The sequence below is a fragment of the Bacillus sp. EB106-02-03-XG38 genome, assembly GCF_058792175.1.
Window position 1 is genome coordinate 629,533 of sequence record NZ_JBYTED010000003.1, and the last position, 18,983, is coordinate 648,515.

At 36.7% G+C, this 18,983-nt stretch carries 23 protein-coding genes; 21 read left to right on the top strand and 2 right to left on the bottom strand.

Annotated features, from left to right (window positions below):
- Positions 1–26 precede the first annotated feature (26 nt).
- The gene (locus AC3WTI_RS17810; RefSeq protein WP_087956916.1) at positions 27–347 is read right to left on the bottom strand and encodes a hypothetical protein; all 321 of its coding nucleotides are present in this window, start codon (positions 345–347) and stop codon (positions 27–29) included.
- Positions 348–629: 282 nt separating this feature from the next.
- Between AC3WTI_RS17810 and AC3WTI_RS17815 the strand changes: the two genes are divergently transcribed.
- The 9 genes from AC3WTI_RS17815 to AC3WTI_RS17855 are packed head-to-tail and all read left to right on the top strand — an operon-like array spanning position 630 to position 6,152.
- A complete protein-coding gene (locus tag AC3WTI_RS17815) occupies positions 630–911 on the top strand; it encodes a YqhV family protein (protein ID WP_000816054.1) in 282 nt (93 codons plus the stop codon).
- Between the two features lie 28 nt (positions 912–939).
- Positions 940–1,866 carry a stage III sporulation protein AA gene (gene spoIIIAA / locus AC3WTI_RS17820; protein WP_087956915.1) on the top strand — a complete coding sequence of 309 codons (927 nt, stop codon included), beginning with the start codon at positions 940–942 and terminating at the stop codon, positions 1,864–1,866.
- The gene (gene spoIIIAB / locus AC3WTI_RS17825) at positions 1,860–2,375 is read left to right on the top strand and encodes a stage III sporulation protein SpoIIIAB (protein ID WP_087956914.1); all 516 of its coding nucleotides are present in this window, start codon (positions 1,860–1,862) and stop codon (positions 2,373–2,375) included. The genes spoIIIAA and spoIIIAB overlap by 7 nt, the downstream gene beginning before the upstream one ends.
- Before the next feature lie 14 nt (positions 2,376–2,389).
- On the top strand, positions 2,390–2,593 hold the full coding sequence (gene spoIIIAC, locus AC3WTI_RS17830) for a stage III sporulation protein AC (RefSeq protein ID WP_000020914.1): 204 nt from the start codon (positions 2,390–2,392) through the stop codon (positions 2,591–2,593).
- Positions 2,594–2,616: 23 nt separating this feature from the next.
- Complete coding sequence (gene spoIIIAD, locus AC3WTI_RS17835; RefSeq protein WP_078030514.1) at positions 2,617–3,000, top strand: stage III sporulation protein AD; 384 nt, start codon at positions 2,617–2,619, stop codon at positions 2,998–3,000.
- A gap of 10 nt (positions 3,001–3,010) precedes the next feature.
- Positions 3,011–4,183, top strand: coding sequence for a stage III sporulation protein AE (gene spoIIIAE / locus AC3WTI_RS17840; protein ID WP_000943696.1), 1,173 nt, complete (start codon positions 3,011–3,013; stop codon positions 4,181–4,183).
- A 12-nt stretch (positions 4,184–4,195) separates the two neighbouring features.
- Entirely contained in the window at positions 4,196–4,828 is a 633-nt protein-coding gene (gene spoIIIAF, locus AC3WTI_RS17845; protein ID WP_087956913.1) for a stage III sporulation protein AF, read from the top strand.
- Positions 4,818–5,480, top strand: coding sequence for a stage III sporulation protein AG (gene spoIIIAG, locus AC3WTI_RS17850; RefSeq protein WP_097841202.1), 663 nt, complete (start codon positions 4,818–4,820; stop codon positions 5,478–5,480). Before spoIIIAF ends, spoIIIAG begins: the two co-directional genes overlap by 11 nt.
- A 15-nt stretch (positions 5,481–5,495) precedes the next feature.
- The gene (locus AC3WTI_RS17855) at positions 5,496–6,152 is read left to right on the top strand and encodes a SpoIIIAH-like family protein (RefSeq protein WP_087956911.1); all 657 of its coding nucleotides are present in this window, start codon (positions 5,496–5,498) and stop codon (positions 6,150–6,152) included.
- A 100-nt stretch (positions 6,153–6,252) separates the two neighbouring features.
- Here the strand turns inward: AC3WTI_RS17855 and AC3WTI_RS17860 are convergent, their stop codons facing one another.
- A complete protein-coding gene (locus tag AC3WTI_RS17860; RefSeq protein ID WP_048531067.1) occupies positions 6,253–6,447 on the bottom strand; it encodes a hypothetical protein in 195 nt (64 codons plus the stop codon).
- 469 nt (positions 6,448–6,916) lie between these two features.
- On the opposite strand from AC3WTI_RS17860, the gene accB reads away from it, so the two are divergent.
- From accB to recN, 12 genes are all read left to right on the top strand, one after another.
- Positions 6,917–7,405 (top strand): acetyl-CoA carboxylase biotin carboxyl carrier protein, encoded by a 489-nt coding sequence (accB, locus tag AC3WTI_RS17865; RefSeq protein WP_087956910.1) that lies wholly within the window; start codon positions 6,917–6,919, stop codon positions 7,403–7,405.
- A gap of 16 nt (positions 7,406–7,421) precedes the next feature.
- A complete protein-coding gene (gene accC / locus AC3WTI_RS17870) occupies positions 7,422–8,774 on the top strand; it encodes an acetyl-CoA carboxylase biotin carboxylase subunit (RefSeq protein WP_048531063.1) in 1,353 nt (450 codons plus the stop codon).
- A gap of 22 nt (positions 8,775–8,796) precedes the next feature.
- Positions 8,797–9,189 carry an Asp23/Gls24 family envelope stress response protein gene (locus AC3WTI_RS17875; RefSeq protein ID WP_000807630.1) on the top strand — a complete coding sequence of 131 codons (393 nt, stop codon included), beginning with the start codon at positions 8,797–8,799 and terminating at the stop codon, positions 9,187–9,189.
- Between the two features lie 347 nt (positions 9,190–9,536).
- Entirely contained in the window at positions 9,537–9,929 is a 393-nt protein-coding gene (nusB, locus tag AC3WTI_RS17880; RefSeq protein WP_000830249.1) for a N utilization substance protein NusB, read from the top strand.
- Between the two features lie 23 nt (positions 9,930–9,952).
- On the top strand, positions 9,953–10,813 hold the full coding sequence (folD, locus tag AC3WTI_RS17885; RefSeq protein ID WP_087956909.1) for a bifunctional methylenetetrahydrofolate dehydrogenase/methenyltetrahydrofolate cyclohydrolase FolD: 861 nt from the start codon (positions 9,953–9,955) through the stop codon (positions 10,811–10,813).
- Positions 10,814–10,839: 26 nt separating this feature from the next.
- On the top strand, positions 10,840–12,198 hold the full coding sequence (gene xseA, locus AC3WTI_RS17890; RefSeq protein ID WP_097841201.1) for an exodeoxyribonuclease VII large subunit: 1,359 nt from the start codon (positions 10,840–10,842) through the stop codon (positions 12,196–12,198).
- On the top strand, positions 12,188–12,418 hold the full coding sequence (gene xseB / locus AC3WTI_RS17895) for an exodeoxyribonuclease VII small subunit (protein ID WP_000428423.1): 231 nt from the start codon (positions 12,188–12,190) through the stop codon (positions 12,416–12,418). Before xseA ends, xseB begins: the two co-directional genes overlap by 11 nt.
- Complete coding sequence (ispA, locus tag AC3WTI_RS17900; RefSeq protein WP_087956907.1) at positions 12,418–13,308, top strand: (2E,6E)-farnesyl diphosphate synthase; 891 nt, start codon at positions 12,418–12,420, stop codon at positions 13,306–13,308. Before xseB ends, ispA begins: the two co-directional genes overlap by 1 nt.
- 301 nt (positions 13,309–13,609) lie before the next feature.
- Complete coding sequence (dxs, locus tag AC3WTI_RS17905) at positions 13,610–15,502, top strand: 1-deoxy-D-xylulose-5-phosphate synthase (RefSeq protein WP_087956906.1); 1,893 nt, start codon at positions 13,610–13,612, stop codon at positions 15,500–15,502.
- A 3-nt stretch (positions 15,503–15,505) separates the two neighbouring features.
- Positions 15,506–16,345 carry a TlyA family RNA methyltransferase gene (locus AC3WTI_RS17910; RefSeq protein WP_087956905.1) on the top strand — a complete coding sequence of 280 codons (840 nt, stop codon included), beginning with the start codon at positions 15,506–15,508 and terminating at the stop codon, positions 16,343–16,345.
- Positions 16,346–16,487: 142 nt separating this feature from the next.
- On the top strand, positions 16,488–16,937 hold the full coding sequence (gene argR / locus AC3WTI_RS17915) for an arginine repressor ArgR (RefSeq protein ID WP_001032581.1): 450 nt from the start codon (positions 16,488–16,490) through the stop codon (positions 16,935–16,937).
- A gap of 267 nt (positions 16,938–17,204) precedes the next feature.
- Entirely contained in the window at positions 17,205–18,944 is a 1,740-nt protein-coding gene (gene recN, locus AC3WTI_RS17920; RefSeq protein ID WP_087956904.1) for a DNA repair protein RecN, read from the top strand.
- Positions 18,945–18,983 lie beyond the last annotated feature (39 nt).

The following is an 18,983-nucleotide window of genomic DNA, read 5'->3' on the forward strand; positions in this document are numbered from 1 at the left end:
ACTCGTGATTATCACGAGTGCTTTTTTTATAGGAAATAGGGCAGATAATAAATCGCGGTTATAGCAAAGCTAACTAAGACTAGTGAAAGGGTACCCATAATGTACGGAGTCAAAACAATTTGAAATGGTTTTACCTCGCCAGTCTCAACGCCAGTCAGTGTTTTACTGATGGCATGATCTGTAATGTTGTTTCTATGATTACTCATAATAATTAGCCACGTAATTGCAAATATCGCTAAACTACCAAGGAAAAAGGCCTCCATAAATGACCAACTGACCAATAATGAAAAAAGATAAATAAGAGCTAATTCTATTACGACAGTTAAACTAATTTTTAATATCTTCATATTTTCCCCCCTCATTTTGTACATATAGCTAATTAAAAAATGGCGCGATACGATCGATCGTACGCGAGATGACTTTAGTTCTGTCGCTCATGCTGCATCGACCCCTTTTAAATTAAATATACCATAATGCACCATAAAATAATGCGAATATTCAGATCGCGCAAAGACGTTAGATAAAAATTATGTTTTTAATTCTGAAATAGACAACCTCTGCATATGGTTGTACAAATATATTCTTTTTTAGCACACGCACTAGTAACCGTTATGGGAGAAGGTGGGAGAATGAAACAGTGGCTAGCGGCAATGGAAACATCCGTGCTTGTAATGGGGCTACTTCGGTTGTTTTCAGGTAGCGCGGAAATATTCGCCGCTTTGCTTATGCTCTATGTGAATGATGCGAAGAAAGCATTGTTTATAAATGGTATGTTGGCGTTTGTTGGACCGACCGTATTAATTTTAACAATGACAATAGGCATAGCGAGTGTGGCAAGTGAGATTTCTTTCTTGAAACTCTTTTTTCTAGCGCTTGGAATTGGCTGCATTTTTATCGCGTTGTTGAAATAAGTAAGTCGAGTATAGTGGGGAGAAGCTGATGAAAGAAGTATTAGAAGTTTTACCGAAAACGATGAAGCAATTAGTAGAAAGTTGTAAGCAGTACGATGCTCTAGAGGAAATCCGTGTTCGAATTGGAAGACCGCTAGAGTGTATTGCTCATGGCAAAGTATTTTTTTATGACTATGTCGTTACAGCAGAGGATGCGATTTACTTATTGAATAAGTTAAGTCAATTCTCAATTTATACGATGGAAGAGGAATTAAAGCGTGGGTATGTGACACTTCGAGGTGGGCATAGAATCGGCTTAGCAGGAAAAGTTATTACAGAAAAAAGCGCAGTGAAAATGATTCGAGATGTCTCTTCCTTTAATATTCGTATTGCTCGTCAAAAAATCGGAATTGCTGAACCACTTTTGCCGTATTTGTATGAATCACGATGGTTAAATACGATGGTAATTGGCCCGCCGCAAACGGGGAAAACAACACTTTTAAGAGATGTAGCACGTTGCATGAGTCAAGGTGTAAGTGATTCGAAAATTCCTTCTTGTAAAGTAGGGATTGTTGATGAGCGGTCAGAGATTGCTGGCTGTGTGAAAGGCATTCCGCAATATGACTTTGGCACAAGAGTAGATGTGTTAGACGCATGTCCAAAAGCTGAAGGAATGATGATGATGATCCGTTCTATGAGTCCAGATATTTTGATCGTAGATGAAATCGGACGTAAAGAAGATAGTGAAGCAATTATGGAAGCGGTGCACGCTGGGGTTCAGCTTTTTATAAGTGCACATGGATTTTCTTATGATGATGTTGTGAAACGCCCATCACTAAAGGCGGTGCTGGAGCTCGGCATATTTGATAGGTTTGTGGAGCTATCAAAAGCAAGAGGGCCAGGAACAGTTATGCAAGTGAAAGATAAGAATGGAAAATCGGTATTACCTCATAGAAAGGCTGAGAGTGTATGGTGAAAATATTTGGTGCAGTGTTAATCGTTGCGGTCAGCACCTTTTTCGGATTTTCATACGCTAAAAGATATAGTGAGAGACCGAGGCAACTTAGATTATTAAAAGCGGCGCTTCAATCATTAGAGGCAGAAATTATGTATGGACATACACCTTTGTCTGAAGCTGCTGAGCGATTAGTAAAACAAATGCCGAAGCCGTTAAATTGGATATTTCAAAGTTTCGCCAGAAGGCTAGAAAGCGGAGAACAAACAGTAAGAGAAGCTTGGATAGATAGTTTGAAAGAAAATTGGAAGTTAACAGCATTTCAACAAACTGAATATGAGATTTTGCAGCAATTTGGTGAAACGCTCGGACAACATGATCGTGAGTCACAACAAAAACATATTCGCTTATGTATTACACATTTAGAGAGAGAAGAAGAAGAAGCGAAAGCATTACAACTACAATATGAAAAAATGATTAAGAGCTTAGGGATACTGGCAGGGCTACTTATCGTAATTTTACTGCTATAGGAGGGAGAAAGGCGATGTCCATTGATGTTGGATTAATATTTCAAATCGCCGGAATCGGCATTGTTTTAGCTTTCATTCATACCGTACTAAAAGAATTAAAGCGTGAGGATATTGCAAATTGGGTTATCCTCGTCGGTTTTGTCGTTATTTTATTTCACGTCGCATTTTTAATTAATACGTTATTCGACAAGATTAAAAGTGTCTTTCTCTTCCAGTAAAGGGGGCGGTTCGCATCGAAATTATACAAATTGTCGGATTAGGCCTCGTTGCTACGTTTTTAGCAGCTGTATTGAATCAACATAAATCTAGCATTACAACATTATTTATTGTGTTTGTAGGTAGCGTGATGTTTCTTATTTTAATTGATCAAATTCATGCTATTTTACAAATGATTGAGAGAGTAGCGAGTGAAGCGAAAGTTAGCAACGTATATGTAGAAACGTTGCTAAAAATTATTGGGATTGCTTATATTGCTGAGTTTGGAGCGCAAATTACAAAGGATGCAGGGCAAGGTGCAATTGCTTCGAAAATTGAATTAGCTGGAAAGATTTTAATTCTCGTTATGGCGATTCCTATTTTGACGGTTGTAATTGAAACTATTCTCGGATTTTTACCAACGGGATAAGGGGGAGTGAATGTTGAGGGGCTTTGGAGCTAAGCTGCTATTTGCTTGCTTCCTTTTCTTTTCTTTACCGGTTGTTGTACAAGCTTCTCCTGTAGAAACAAACGTCGTTGATCAACAATTGGATAAGCTCGGAATTGAAGATGTGAAGCAATTTTGGGACGGGCTTGTTACAAAATATGGAGGTTACTTACCAGAGAGTCAAAAAGGTAGTTTTATGGAGTTTGTAAAGGGAGAAAAAGAAATTTCTATAAAAGAGTGGATGCTCGGTTTATTAAAATATTTATTTCACGAACTTGTTGCAAATGGGAAACTACTTGGAACGCTTATTATGCTCACAATTTTTAGTGCATTGTTGCAATCACTGCAATCTGCATTTTCAAAGAGTAGCGTAAGCAAAATTGCCGATGCAGTTGTATACATGGTACTCATTATTTTCGCTTTAAATAGCTTTTATGTCGTCATGACATATGCAAGAGAAACGATACAAACAATGGTAGATTTCATATTAGCGTTATTGCCAATCTTGCTTGCACTTATAGCGACAGGGGGCGGTGTTGTATCTGTATCGTTTTTTCATCCGATAATCATCTTCTTAATGAATACGAGTGGGCTTTTGATGAATTATATCGTTCTACCACTTTTATTACTTGCAACGATATTAAGCATTGTAAGTACGATGAGCGATCAATATAAAGTTACGAAATTGTCCAAGCTTCTGCAAAACGTTAGCGTTGGGATTATCGGTATCTTTTTAACGATTTTTTTAGGGGTATTATCTGTACAAGGAACAGCGACAGCTGTTGCTGATGGAATCGCTGTGAAAACAGCTAAATTTGTAACAGGGAACTTTATTCCCGTAGTAGGTAGAATGTTTACCGAGGCAGCGGATACTGTTATTAGTGCATCGGGATTATTAAAAAATACAGTCGGAATTATCGGGCTCGTCATTCTATGTTTAATTGTCGCTTTTCCAGCGATTCAAATTTTTTGTATCGCATTTATTTATAAGTTCGCAGCAGCAGTATTGCAACCAGTTGGCAGCGGAGCAATTATTCAATGTTTAGATATCATTGGCCGGAGCATCATTTATGTATTTGCTTGCTTAGCCATCGTATCTTTTATGTTCTTTTTAAGTATCACAATTATTATTGCTGCGGGGAATATTACACTTATGATGCGGTAGGAGGTGAAGGGTATGCAATTTGTTACAGAGTGGATTCGAAATATTATCGTTTTTTTACTCTTAGCGACAATGCTGCATCTTATTCTTCCAAATTCTAATTTGCAAAAGTACGTTAAATTCGTTGTAAGTCTATTATTAGTAGTTTTAATCTTAACGCCCCTATTTAAACTATTGCAAACAGATGTAAATGAAGTAATCACAAATTTTAATGAAGAGAAGTACGTAGCAGAAGGATCTGTAAAAAATTCAATAGATTCGAAGAAAAAAGAAATACAAGCTCTAACACGTGCATATAGTTTAGAAGAGATGGCTACCAAAATGAAAAAAGAAGTAGGAAAAGAGTTTGAGAAACAGTATGGTATGACAGTCTCTGAAATACAAATAGTCGCAGCGGAAAGTACAGCGGAAGTAAAGTCAGCGAAAGATATTCAATCTGTTGTTGTGACGTTGAAAGAAAAAGAACGTAGTAAAAATGATGCAATTGAAACAGTAAAACCAGTTGAAATTAACACGAAAGAACCACCGAAAAAAGTAGAGGAAGCGAATGTAGAAATGAAAGATTTCTTTTCAAGCAGGTGGCAACTAGAGAATAAACAAATCCAAGTTCAAATGGAAGGGAGGACAGGTAGAGTAAATGGACAATAAAGATAAAAATTCGAAGTTCTCATTTTTTCGAAACTTATTGAATGGGGATGAAAAAGAAAGCAATGAGAAGGGAAAAAAGGTGACACCTAAGTTTTTACTTGTCCTACTCATACTTGGAATTTTGCTTATGTTTTCTAGTAGTTTATTATCAAGTAAAAAAGAAGAAGTACCTGTATTTAAAGAACAAAAAACTCAAAATCAAGAAAAAGACGTACCAACTTTCGGACAAAAAAACAATGATACTATGTCAAACGTAGAAAAGTATGAAAAAGCGTATGAACAAGAATTAAAAGCAGCTTTAGAAGAAATAGCAGGAGTAAAAGATGTAACGATTAATGTAAATTTAGATTCATCAGAAGAAAAAATATTAGAGAAAAATACTGTGAAACGTTCACAAACAACAGGTGAAACAGATAAAACAGGTGGTAAAAGAGAAGTGGAAGATGAGTCTCTTGATGAAAAGACAGTCATTATACGTGAAGGGGATAAAGAAACTCCCGTTGTTTTACGAACAGAGAAACCGAAAGTACGAGGTGTCCTTGTCGTAGCAAAAGGAGTGGATAATATACAAGTTAAAGCGATGGTAAAAGAAGCAGTCATACGGCTGCTAGATGTACCAGCTTATCGCGTTTCAGTATCACCGAAAAATTGATAGGGAGGAAATAAAGTGTTAAAAAAACAAACGGTTTGGTTATTAACGATGTTAAGTTTAGTTGTTGTACTATCTGTTTATTACGTAACAACTCCTGACAAAATGAATACAGCATCACCAGCAACAGGTGAAAAGATTGGACAAGAAAAACAAGGTACTGATAAAGCGGTAACAAATGAAGCACCGAAAGAAACGCCGAAAAAAGAGACTACAAATAAGGAAACATCAAATAAAGAAACAAACAAAGAAACAGACAAAAAAGAGAATGCAAACAAAGAAACAAGTAAAAAAGATGCTAACGTAACAGTTCAATCAAGTGATGAAAATTTCACAGCGCTACGTATGCAAATGGAAGATCAGCGAAGTGAACAAAAAGCAAGATTACAAGAAGTGATGAATTCAGCAAAGTCTTCAGCAACAGAAAAGAGTAAAGCGAAAGATAACTTTGATGCAATTACTACAATGGAAACGAAGCAAGAACTACTTGAGACAGTAATTAAATCTCAAGGTGGATATAAAGATGCTCTTGTAAGAGCAGATGGAACTGACATTAGAGTAACTGTGAAAGCAGCAAAACATTCACAAAAAGAAGCGAATAAAATTATACAGCTTGTAAGAAGTGAAGGCGGATCAAAAGATGTAGGTGTGAAATTTGATCCACCAACAAAATAAAAATTAATAATCCGCGGGGACATCCCCCGCGGATTATTAATTTTTTGCGAATCAGATTGTTTGAAAATAATTAGATGAAAATAATAACAGAAAAAAGCTATCATTTTCGATAGCTTTTTTCTGTTTCGTCTTTGTAGTTGCTTTTATTATGCTCAACTCGGAATGGAGAAATACGTTGTGAGTAAAAGATTAGTGGTTCATGGTAACGATGATTACTTTTTCCAGATTTGACGTGGATGAAGAGAACGAATGCCCAGACCATTACGGCAGGTAAGAAGAGAATGAGCCATATCATATGTCCACACCTCGATACGATATATTTTCTACACTTTGAACATACTATTCTTATATGAAGGAATGATGAACGACGTGTAAACAAAAAATAATGTTTGGTAAAAATATAGTATTGACTATAGATGAGGTGAAGAATAGAGCGGTAATGATATGATTACTTTGTAGCATTTTGAAAAAGTAAGGAATGTTTTTTAGGAAGTGGTCTTGCCAATTTTGTGTGAAACTTGGTATTATTACTAGGTAATAAATTTTTTATTGGAATAATATTTTTACAGGAATTTCGATTTATTATAAAGAAATATAAATTGGAATGTTTAAAAAATTTATCGTAAGATGGAAATAGTAACTATTTCTATTAGTAAATGAAATACATTTTCTAATAGAGTACATCGTATTTTTACAGTCAATCTAGTTTTAGTGATGAGAATCTGTAAAAACGGGACAAACAAGAGTATGGGAGTGGATTTTACATGTTTAAAATTCAAGAAGTTCGTGAATTAATTAAATTAATTGATAGCTCTAATATTGATGAATTTGAATACAAAAAAGATGGTACGACAATCAAAATGAAAAAGCGTGGTAATGAAGTTGTTGCGGTGCAAGCACCTGTAACGAAACAAGCCGTGCCACCAGTAGCACCTGTTGAAGTTGAAACAACAGTAGCGGCAGCACAAGTGGAAGTACCAAAACAAGAAGAGAAAAAAGCTGTTCAAAATGAAAACCTACATAAAATTACTTCACCGATGGTAGGTACATTCTATTCTTCTTCTTCGCCTGATACACCTGCATATGTAAGTGTAGGGGATAGAGTATCGAAAGATTCTATCGTATGTATTGTCGAGGCTATGAAATTATTTAACGAAATCGATGCTGATGTAGATGGCGAAATTGTTGAGATTCTTGTTAATAATGGACAGCTTGTGGAGTATGGACAACCGCTATTTCTTGTAAAAGCGTAATAAGGGAGTCTTTGTGATGATAAAAAAAGTATTAATAGCCAATCGTGGGGAAATTGCTGTACGAATTATTCGTGCTTGTAAAGAAATGGATATTGAAACAGTTGCAATTTATTCAGAAGCAGATAAAGAGTCACTTCACGTACAAATTGCTGATGAGGCGTATTGTGTAGGACCAACGATTTCGAAAGAAAGCTATTTAAATTTGACGAACATTATTAGCGTTGCGAAGTTAACAGGTTGCGATGCTATTCATCCGGGATACGGATTTTTAGCAGAAAATGCAGATTTTGCAGAGTTATGTCGTGAATGTAACTTGATTTTTATCGGTCCAAGTCCAGAAGCTATTTCAAAGATGGGCACAAAAGACGTTGCTCGTGATACAATGAAAGAAGCAGGGGTTCCGATTGTACCAGGTTCACAAGGGATTATTAAAAATACCGAAGAAGCGATCGAACTTGCTAATCAAATTGGATATCCAGTTATTATTAAAGCGACTGCTGGTGGTGGCGGAAAAGGTATTCGTGTTGCGCGCCATGAAGAAGAGCTTGTAAAAGGAATTCAAATTACGCAGCAAGAAGCTAGTACCGCTTTTGGGAACCCTGGTGTATACTTAGAAAAGTACGTTGAAGATTTCCGCCATGTTGAGATTCAAATAATGGCAGATACACACGGAAATGCCATTCATTTAGGAGAGCGTGATTGTACAATTCAGCGCCGTTTGCAAAAACTACTAGAAGAAAGTCCATCACCTGCACTTGATGAAAATGTTCGCAAGCAGATGGGTGAGGCAGCAGTTAAAGCGGCGGTAGCGGTTGATTATACAGGTGCTGGTACGGTTGAGTTTATTTATGAATATAGAACGAAAAGCTTTTATTTCATGGAGATGAATACGAGAATTCAAGTTGAACATCCAGTTACTGAAATGGTAACAGGGATGGATTTAATTAAAGAACAAATTCGTGTTGCTTCTGGAGAAAAGTTATCGTTACAGCAAGAAGAAGTACAATTTAATGGTTGGGCAATTGAATGCCGAATTAATGCGGAAAACCCTGCCAAAAAATTTATGCCATCTCCAGGTAAAGTAGAAATGTACTTGCCACCAGGCGGATTTGGTATTCGCGTCGATTCAGCTGTATATCCGGGATATTCAATCCCACCTTTCTATGATTCGATGGTTGCTAAATTAATTGTTCACGGAAAAACACGTGAAGAAGCAATTGCAAAAATGAAGCGTGCACTCAGTGAGTTTGTCGTTGAAGGCGTACATACAACAATCCCGTTCCATTTGCAATTGTTAGATCATCCTGATTTTGTAAAAGGTGAGTTTAATACGAAATTTTTGGAAGAGCATGAACTTGTGACGCAGTGATACATTAAAGGAGGTTTTTTTCATGGCTGAACATATGTTAGATATGGGTCAAGATACAACTCTTGGTAAAGTAGAAATTGCACCAGAAGTAATTGAAGTAATCGCAGGTATTGCAGCTGCTGAGGTAGAAGGTGTAGCGGCAATGCGTGGTAATTTTGCTACAGACGTTGTTGAGAAGTTAGGTAAGAAAAATCATGGTAAAGGTGTAAAGGTTGAATTAGCAAACGAAGATATTATCGTTGACCTTTATGTTGTAATGTATTTTGGCGTAGCAATTCCAGTGGTTGCACAAAAGATTCAAGACAACATTCGCCAAGCACTCTTTACAATGACAGGACTTGAGCCAAAAGAAGTGAATGTTCACATCGTTGGCGTAACATTCGAAACACAAAAAACAGAAATCGAACCAGTGTAAGAATGAAAAAGGTGCCTAGTAACATAGGCATCTTTTTTAACGTTTCATTTCTTCACAAATTAAAACCCTCTAATTATTATACTATTTCAAAAAAAAAGAAATTAAAAAGAAAATGTTTCGTTTTTCCAAAAAACGTACATTGTGATAAGATATGGAACTTGAAGTTAATCTTTTTATTATTTTTCAGCCTTGTAACCCGTGTGTCAAATGATAAATTGTGTTATTATCATTGTATTATAAGGTTGGAAAATCAATGAAAACTGTAAGAGTAAGTGAATTGACGGCTTATAAATTATAATAATATAACAAAGCATAAGGAAAGACTTGAAGCATAAAGGAGAGTTACAATGAAACGTAGGACGGCTAGAGAAAGAGCGATGCAAGCATTATATCAAATGGATATTACAGGTGAATTAGAACCGAAAGTAGCGGTGGAAAACACGCTAGATGAAGGTGAAGAAACAAACGAGTTTCTAGAATCACTTGTAGTAGGTTTTGTAGAAAATAAAGAAGTGATTGATGAAGCGATTCGTCAAAACTTAAAAAAATGGAAGCTTGAGCGTATTAGTATTGTGGATCGCAGTATTTTACGTGTAGCTGTGTATGAAATGAAATACATGGAAGAAATTCCACACAACGTAACAATTAACGAAGCAATTGAAATTGCTAAAACATTTGGGGATGAGGAATCTCGTCGTTTCATTAACGGCGTTTTATCTAATATAAAAGATACACTGTAATTTCTTTAAGGGGGAATCTTAAAATGGTAGCAGTAATCATCAAAGGAAATGAAGTTGCGGAGAAAAAACGAGCACAATTAACAGAAGAAGTTGTGAAGTTGAAAGAGCAAGGGATTGTACCAGGATTAGCAGTTATTCTAGTTGGAGAAGATCCAGCATCTCGTTCTTATGTAAAAGGAAAAGAAAAGGGCTGTGAACAAGTAGGAATCTATTCAGAGCTAATTGAATTTCCTGAAACAATTACGGAGGAGCGTTTGCTTGCTGAAATCGATCGCTTAAATGGCGATGACCGTATAAATGGCATATTAGTGCAATTACCTTTACCAAAACATATTGAAGAAAAAGCTATCATTGAAAGAATTTCACCAGAAAAAGATGTAGATGGATTTCACCCAATCAGCGTGGGACGTATGATGACGGGACAAGATACATTCCTTCCATGTACACCGCACGGTATTGTAGAATTAGTAAAAGAAACAAATCTTGATATCTCGGGAAAACATGTTGTAGTAATCGGAAGAAGTAATATTGTCGGCAAGCCAGTGGGACAATTGTTCTTAAATGAAAATGCAACTGTCACATACTGTCATTCTAAGACGCAAAATATGAAAGAGTTAACGAAGCTAGCTGATATTTTAATCGTAGCTGTTGGACGACCTAAGATGATAACAGCTGATTATATGAAAGAAGGAGCGGTTGTAATCGACGTTGGTGTAAACCGTTTAGAAACAGGTAAACTTTGTGGAGATGTTGACTTTGACAACGTGTTAGATGTTGCGGGTTACATTACCCCTGTGCCTAAGGGTGTTGGTCCAATGACAATCACAATGCTTCTTCATAATACTGTTGAATCGGCTAAACGTGCAGGTGTTGTTTGTAAATAATTTGAGTCGGCTATGAGGAGAGAGAAATGGAGAAACAATATTTAACCGTTACAGCGTTAACACGCTATATAAAAACAAAAATAGAATATGATCCGCATTTGCAGTCTGTTTGGTTAAAAGGTGAAATTTCCAACTTTAAAAATCATAGCCGTGGCCACATGTATTTTACATTGAAGGATGAAAATGCAAGAATCGCAGCGGTTATGTTTGCGGGTCATAATCGTAATATTAAATTCAGACCTGAAAATGGGATGAAGGTACTCGTGAAAGGGAAAATCTCTGTTTACGAGGCGAGTGGTTCTTATCAAATTTACATTCAAGACATGCAGCCTGACGGAATCGGAAACCTACATTTAGCTTACGAGCAATTAAAGGTTCGTTTAGAGGAAGAAGGATTGTTTTCTCAAGTTTATAAAAAAACAATTCCTCCTTATGCAAAAACAATAGGTGTGATTACGTCGCCAACAGGGGCAGCGATTCGTGATATTATAACAACGATTAAACGTCGTTATCCAATTGGAAATGTTATTGTGTTTCCGGTACTTGTACAGGGGGAGTCAGCAGCTCCCTCAATTGTACAAGCAATTCGTACAGCGAATGAAATGGAAGAGATAGATGTCCTAATCGTTGGGCGCGGTGGAGGATCTATTGAGGAATTATGGGCGTTTAATGAAGAAATGGTTGCAAGGGCCATTTTCAAGAGTAAAATCCCTATTATTTCAGCAGTAGGCCATGAAACGGACTTTACAATTGCAGATTTTGTTGCCGATTTACGAGCGCCAACACCAACTGCAGCAGCTGAGCTGGCAGCGCCTAATATTATAGAGTTACAAGAAAAGGTATTGCAAAGAACTCTAAGATTGCAAAGGGCAATGAGAGAGTTAGTACATAAAAAAGAAGAAAAACTACAAGTATTGCAAAAATCTTATGCGTTCCGTTATCCAAGACAAGTCTATGAGCAAAAAGAGGAGCAATTGGATAGAGCGTTAGAACAGCTTGTTTTAGCGAAAGAACGCTATATTGATAAAAAGGTAAATCAGTTAAAACAGCTTTCATTTTATTTAGAGAAGCACCACCCATCTCAAAAGATTATGCAAACGAAGGTAGCGGTTGAAACGTTGCAAAAGCAATTGCAACGTGAAATGCAAACATTACTTCAAACGAAAGAATTTGCCTTTGTAAGAGCTGCTCAAAAACTTGAAGCGTTAAGTCCGCTTAAAGTAATGATGAGAGGGTACGGGCTTGTATATGATGAAGAGAAGCAAGTGTTAAAAAGTGTGAAAGATGTCAGCCTTGGAGATGCTGTTTCAGTTCAATTACAAGATGGAATACTAGATTGTAGCGTATCAGGCATAGAGGAGCGTGAATTGAATAATGGAAAATAAATTAAGCTTTGAAGAGGCAATTTCGCAACTTGAGCATCTCGTTTCTAAGCTAGAGCAAGGTGACGTACCTTTAGAAGAAGCAATTTCTTATTTTAAAGAAGGTATGGAATTATCTAAGCTTTGTGATGAGAAGTTGAAGAACGTACAAGAACAAATGGCAGTAATTCTTGGGGAAGATGGAGAGCTTGAACCGTTTACTGCTTTAGGAGATGAAGCATAGTGACTGTTGCTTTTGATACTTTTTTGAAAGAAAGTAAAACTTTCGTAGAAGAGAAGCTTGTAAGCTATGCAAATGAATTACAATGTCCAAATGTACTTCGTGAAGCGATGGCATATTCTTTGGAAGCGGGTGGAAAGCGTCTCCGCCCGTTACTTTTATTTGCGACATTACAAGCGTTTGGGAAAGAAAAAACTCTTGGAGTAGGTGCAGCTTGTGCTCTTGAAATGATACATACATACTCGTTAGTTCATGATGATTTACCTTGTATGGATGATGATGATTTAAGAAGAGGGAAGCCCACAAATCATAAAGTATTTGGTGAAGCAATGGCAGTTTTAGCAGGCGATGGTTTGTTGACGTATGCATTTCAAGTTATTATGGCATATGAACAAAAGGAAATCACTGCTGAGAAAAAGGTAAGACTTGTACTTGAGCTTGCAAAAGCAGCGGGACCAGAAGGAATGGTTGGCGGACAAGTGGCAGATATGGAAGCGGAAGGGAAACAACTTACGATTGATGAGTTGGAGTATATTCATAAGCATAAGACTGGGAAACTACTTGAATTCGCTGTACTTGCCGGATCGATCCTTTCTGATGCCACAAAAGAACAAGAAGAAAAGTTACTTGCGTTTGCAAAATATATCGGCCTAGCTTTCCAAATTCGAGATGATATTTTAGATGTGGAAGGAACCGAAGAAGAGATTGGAAAACCGATTGGTAGTGATGTTTCCAACGAAAAGAGCACATATACGACGTTATTTACTGTAGATAGAGCAAAGGATATTTTAGAAGAAACGATTGCAAAAGCAAAAGATGCTATCAGTTCCTTGCAATTACAAGATGAATATTTATTATCTATTTGCGATTTGATTGCAAAACGTAATAACTAATATAACAGCGTTTTCATTTGTTGAGTCATTCATCATTTTATGATATAAATGTAGGAAAAGGTTTTTCTTTTCTTGTTATTGGCAAAAATATATGTAGATTACATTGCCGTTATCACTTCGTGTTAGCGGCTATTTTTTTCATTGCCTTAAGAAATATGGTTTATAATAGGATTAGGGCGCAATAGACTGGTTAATAGCAGGACAAGGTGAAAAATAAAAAAGAGAATTTCTTGTTTTGTGTTAATGTTTTTTATAATATTTGACATGTTGACAGATTATGAAATGAAAGTGAGTGATCCATGTGGATCTAACGCAAATTCAAAACCCTAGTTTTTTGAAAGATATGTCTATCGGTGAACTAGAGGGATTGAGTGAGGATATTCGTAAGTTTTTAATTGAAGAGCTCTCTCAAACAGGTGGACATATTGCACCTAATTTAGGTGTAGTAGAACTCACAATTGCTCTGCATAAATTATTTGATAGTCCAAAAGATAAATTTTTATGGGACGTAGGACATCAATCCTATGTACATAAAATTTTAACTGGGCGTGCAAAAGAATTCGGTACATTAAGGCAATATCAAGGTCTATGTGGTTTCCCAAAACGTTGCGAGAGTGAGCACGATGTATGGGAGACTGGCCATAGCTCGACATCATTATCTGCTGCAATGGGAATGGCTCTAGCACGTGATTTAAAGAAAACGAAAGAATATGTTATACCAATTATTGGTGATGGTGCTTTAACAGGCGGAATGGCTTTAGAGGCATTAAACCATATTGGACATGAAAAAACAGACATGATTGTTATTTTGAATGATAATGAAATGTCAATTGCACCAAACGTTGGTGCGCTTCATAATGTACTTGGACGTCTACGTACCGCAGGAAAATACCATTGGGTAAAAGACGAATTAGAGTATATATTGAAGAAAATCCCGGCAGTTGGTGGGAAAGTTGCTGCAACAGCAGAGAAAATAAAAGATAGTCTTAAATATTTACTAGTATCCGGTGTCTTTTTCGAAGAGTTAGGCTTTACGTATTTAGGTCCAGTCGATGGGCACGATTATGAAAAGCTATTCGAAACGTTGCAATATGCAAAGAAAACAAAAGGCCCAGTGCTTGTTCATGTTATTACGAAAAAAGGAAAAGGTTACAAACCAGCTGAGAGTGATGTTATTGGTACTTGGCATGGAACAGGACCTTATAAAATTGAATCAGGTGACTTCGTTAAACCGAAAGAAGTTGCACCAGCATGGAGTGCTGTTGTTAGTGAAACAGTACTTAAATTGGCGAGAACGGATGAGCGTATCGTTGCAATTACACCTGCAATGCCTGTTGGATCAAAACTTGAGAAATTCCAAAAAGAATTCCCAGATCGTATGATTGATGTAGGTATTGCAGAACAGCATGCTACAACAATGGCGGCAGGTATGGCAACGCAAGGTATGAAGCCTTTCTTAGCGATTTATTCAACATTCTTACAAAGGGCATATGACCAAGTTGTTCATGATATATGTCGCCAAAATTTAAATGTTTTCATCGGAATCGATCGTTCTGGTTTAGTAGGAGCAGATGGTGAGACGCACCAAGGTGTATTTGATATCTCATTCTTACGTCACTTGCCGAATATGGTACTTATGATGCCGAAAGACGAAAATGAAGGGCAACATTTAGTATATACGGCGATGCAATATGAAGATGGACCAATCGCATTACGTTATGCGCGTGGCAATGGACTTGGTGTTCATATGGATGAGGAATTAAAGACGATCCCAATCGGTTCATGGGAAACGTTAAAAGAAGGTACACAAGCGGCTATTTTAACATTTGGTACAACAATACCAATGGCAATGGAAGCGGCTGAGCGTCTTGAAAAGGCTGGAGTTTCAGTGAAAGTAGTAAACGCTCGCTTTATTAAACCCATGGATGAAGCATATTTACATGATCTCTTAGGAAAAAATATACCGATTTTAACGATTGAAGAAGCTTGTTTAATCGGTGGTTTTGGAACGGGAGTAGTTGAATTTGCGTCTGAGAGCGGGTACCATAGTGCGTTAATTGAACGAATGGGTATTCCAGACCGTTTCATAGAGCACGGTAGTGTAACAAAATTACTAGAAGAAATTGGTTTAACGACAGATGCTGTTGTAGACCGTATTCATACAATGATTCCATCAAAACAAAAAAGGGCGTAACAAATGAGTGCAAAAAAAGAAAGAGTAGATGTACTATTAGTAGAGCGAGGGCTTATAGAAACACGTGAGAAAGCAAAACGCGCCATTATGGCCGGACTTGTATATGCAAACGAAATGAGACTGGATAAGCCAGGAGAGAAAATCCCACAAGATACAGAGATTACGGTGAAGGGACAAGTTATGCCGTATGTAAGCCGTGGTGGTTATAAACTTGAAAAGGCATTAGAGTCATTTCATCTGAATTTACAAGATAAAGTTATGATAGATATTGGTTCATCAACTGGTGGCTTTACCGATTGTGCGCTTCAAAATGGAGCGAAATTATCTTATGCATTAGATGTAGGATACAATCAACTTGCGTGGAAATTGCGTCAAGATGAGCGTGTTGTCGTAATGGAACGAACAAACTTCCGTTACGTAACGCCAGCAGATTTAGAACGTGGTTTACCGCAATTTGCTAGTATCGATGTGTCATTTATATCATTAAAGCTTATACTGCCGGTTTTAAAAACAATGCTTATGCCAAATGGAGATGTAGCAGCGTTAATTAAACCGCAGTTTGAAGCTGGAAGAGAGCAAGTTGGTAGAAAAGGTATCGTTCGTGATCGAAAAGTACATGAGGCTGTCGTGGAAATGATTGTCGACTTTGCTATAAAAGAAGGATACGACGTAGAAGGTTTAACATTCTCACCAATTACGGGCGGGGATGGTAATATTGAATTTTTAGTTCATCTGAAATGGCATGGTGAACGCGAGAATGGCGAAAATCATTCTCCGGTTTCTGTTGAGCAAGTAGTTACAGAGGCGCATGATGTCCTAAAACAAAAAGGGAAAGGGGAATAACATATGTTGTTCCTCTTTTTGTTGTAATTGTATAATGATTGTAAAAACAATTGTGTACAAGTAACGAATTATAAGTTAACATAAATAAGTGAAGTATACCAATGTTTAAACTATGGTAAGAGATAGTGTGAGGTGCAAATGTATGAATAAAGGTCAGCGCCATATTAAAATCAGGGAAATTATTGCGAACAAAGAAATTGAAACACAAGATGAATTAGTAGATATTTTACGTAATGAGGGGTTTAATGTAACGCAAGCAACAGTATCGCGCGATATTAAAGAACTGCACTTAGTGAAAGTGCCGTTACATGATGGTCGCTATAAATATAGCTTGCCAGCAGATCAACGATTTAACCCGTTACAAAAATTAAAACGCAATCTAGTGGATTCATTTGTAAAATTAGACACGGCAGGACATATGCTTGTGCTAAAAACATTGCCTGGTAACGCTCATTCACTTGGGGCACTTATTGATCATTTAGAGTGGGATGAGATCATCGGAACCATCTGTGGTGATGATACTTGCTTAATTATTTGCCGCACACCTGAAGATACAGGTGTTGTCTCTGATCGTTTCTTAAATATGCTGTAACAAAAAAATCTTGTTTGCTTTCCTCTGTAAAGTGGAAAGTGAACAGGATATTTTTGTTGGTTAAAAAGGTGAATTCTTAATTGTAATATAATATTTTCTTTGAATGAAATTAGGAAATAGGTGGATTGACCCGTGAAACAAATGTTTGGTACAATGGAGCGGTTAGAAAAGTAATTTATACATACAAACATATAGTATGACTATTTAAATAAAGAACTGAAAAAAGCCCTGAATAGGGGATTAGTTTATAACGAGGTGAATGGGGCATTGTTATCGGAATTATCGATTAGAAACTTTGCTATTATTGAGGCATTAAATATTTCTTTTCAAAAAGGATTAACGGTTTTAAGTGGGGAAACAGGAGCCGGAAAATCGATTATTATTGATGCAATTAGTTTACTTGTAGGTGGTCGTGGTTCAGCGGAATTCGTTCGATATGGAACAGAAAAAGCTGAGATAGAGGGACTATTTTATGTAGAAGACGATAAGCATCCGTGTATTGAAAAGGCAGAAGAGTTGGACATAGAAATCGAAGACGGCATGATTATTTTGAAGCGTGATATCGCTGCAAATGGAAAAAGCGTATGTCGTGTAAATGGGAAATTAGTTACCCTTAGTGTATTAAAAGAAATTGGAAAAACACTTGTTGATATTCATGGGCAGCACGAAACGCAAGACTTAATGAATGAAGAGCGTCACTTATTTATGCTTGATCATTTTGATGGAGATCGTATTGTTAAACAATTGGATATATATCAAAACGTATACGCTGATTATGAGAAGTTAAAAAAACAGTTAAAATCGTTAAGTGAAAATGAACAACAAATGGCGCATCGCTTAGATTTAATTCAATTCCAGCATGAAGAAATCCGTAAGGCGGATTTAAAGATGGATGAAGAAAATGAATTAACTGAAGAACGATTGCAAATTTCTAATTTCGAAAAAATTTATAAAGCATTAGGCGATGCATATCGCTCGTTAAGCGCGGATGGACAAGGATTAGATAATGTAAGAAGCGCAATGGGACAAATGGAGAGTATTACACATTTAGATGAAGTGTATCAAGAAAATCATGATTCAATTGCAAATAGCTATTACTTATTAGAAGAAGTTGCGTATCAACTAAGAGAAAAGCTCGATATGATGGAATATGATCCGAATCGTTTAGATGAAATTGAAACGCGTTTAAATGAAATTCGTATGCTAAAGAGAAAATATGGAAATACTGTAGAAGAGATTTTAGCGTATGCTGATAAAATTGAACAAGAAATTTTTACGATTGAAAATAAAGACGTTCATATTGAAACGACGAAGAAGCAGTTAAAGGAATTAGAAAGTGTTATTCTGAAAGAAGCAACGTTGTTAAGTAATATGCGTCATGAACTTGCAGAGCATCTTACAAATGCCATTCATCAGGAATTAAAAGAATTATATATGGAAAAAACAAAATTTGAAGTGAGAATCATGAAGAGAGAAGGAAATGCGGAAGAACCTCTTGTAGAGGGAGCGCCGGTAAGGCTTACAGCGGATGGCTATGATCATGTGGAATTTTATATTTCAACCAATCCAGGCGAGCCGTTAAAACCACTTTCAAAAGTTGCTTCTGGTGGAGAGTTATCTCGTATTATTTTAGCTTTAAAAAGCATTTTTTCTAAGCATCAAGGTGTTGCATCAGTTATTTTTGATGAGGTGGATACTGGTGTAAGTGGCCGAGTCGCACAGGCTATTGCGGAAAAAATTTATCGAGTATCAGTAAACTCACAAGTGCTTTGTATTACGCACTTACCTCAAGTCGCTTCAATGGCGGATTCACATTTATTTATTCGAAAACAAGTAGCAAATGATAGAACAATTACGTCAGTTACTGTTTTAACTATGGAGGATAAAGTAACAGAAATAGCTCGAATGATTTCTGGTGTGGAAATTACAGATTTAACGACAGAACATGCGAAAGAATTACTTACGCAAGCGCATCATTTTAAACAGACAGCAGAGGCTATCCAGTAATGGATAGCTTTTTTTCTCAAAAAATGATTTCTTAATTCT

Excerpts from the sequence above, each read along its gene's own strand:
- spoIIIAB (WP_087956914.1), top strand. The coding sequence starts at position 1,860 with ATGGTGAAAATATTTGGTGCAGTGTTAATCGTTGCGGTCAGCACCTTT.
- xseA (WP_097841201.1), top strand. The coding sequence starts at position 10,840 with ATGGAGAAACAATATTTAACCGTTACAGCGTTAACACGCTATATAAAA.
- spoIIIAG (WP_097841202.1), top strand. The coding sequence starts at position 4,818 with ATGGACAATAAAGATAAAAATTCGAAGTTCTCATTTTTTCGAAACTTA.
- AC3WTI_RS17875 (WP_000807630.1), top strand. The coding sequence starts at position 8,797 with ATGGCTGAACATATGTTAGATATGGGTCAAGATACAACTCTTGGTAAA.
- folD (WP_087956909.1), top strand. The coding sequence starts at position 9,953 with ATGGTAGCAGTAATCATCAAAGGAAATGAAGTTGCGGAGAAAAAACGA.
- spoIIIAE (WP_000943696.1), top strand. The coding sequence starts at position 3,011 with ATGTTGAGGGGCTTTGGAGCTAAGCTGCTATTTGCTTGCTTCCTTTTC.
- spoIIIAC (WP_000020914.1), top strand. The coding sequence starts at position 2,390 with ATGTCCATTGATGTTGGATTAATATTTCAAATCGCCGGAATCGGCATT.
- argR (WP_001032581.1), top strand. The coding sequence starts at position 16,488 with ATGAATAAAGGTCAGCGCCATATTAAAATCAGGGAAATTATTGCGAAC.
- nusB (WP_000830249.1), top strand. The coding sequence starts at position 9,537 with ATGAAACGTAGGACGGCTAGAGAAAGAGCGATGCAAGCATTATATCAA.
- accC (WP_048531063.1), top strand. The coding sequence starts at position 7,422 with ATGATAAAAAAAGTATTAATAGCCAATCGTGGGGAAATTGCTGTACGA.
- spoIIIAF (WP_087956913.1), top strand. The coding sequence starts at position 4,196 with ATGCAATTTGTTACAGAGTGGATTCGAAATATTATCGTTTTTTTACTC.
- AC3WTI_RS17815 (WP_000816054.1), top strand. The coding sequence starts at position 630 with ATGAAACAGTGGCTAGCGGCAATGGAAACATCCGTGCTTGTAATGGGG.
- AC3WTI_RS17810 (WP_087956916.1), bottom strand. The coding sequence starts at position 347 with ATGAAGATATTAAAAATTAGTTTAACTGTCGTAATAGAATTAGCTCTT.
- spoIIIAA (WP_087956915.1), top strand. The coding sequence starts at position 940 with ATGAAAGAAGTATTAGAAGTTTTACCGAAAACGATGAAGCAATTAGTA.
- xseB (WP_000428423.1), top strand. The coding sequence starts at position 12,188 with ATGGAAAATAAATTAAGCTTTGAAGAGGCAATTTCGCAACTTGAGCAT.
- AC3WTI_RS17910 (WP_087956905.1), top strand. The coding sequence starts at position 15,506 with ATGAGTGCAAAAAAAGAAAGAGTAGATGTACTATTAGTAGAGCGAGGG.
- accB (WP_087956910.1), top strand. The coding sequence starts at position 6,917 with ATGTTTAAAATTCAAGAAGTTCGTGAATTAATTAAATTAATTGATAGC.
- AC3WTI_RS17860 (WP_048531067.1), bottom strand. The coding sequence starts at position 6,447 with ATGATATGGCTCATTCTCTTCTTACCTGCCGTAATGGTCTGGGCATTC.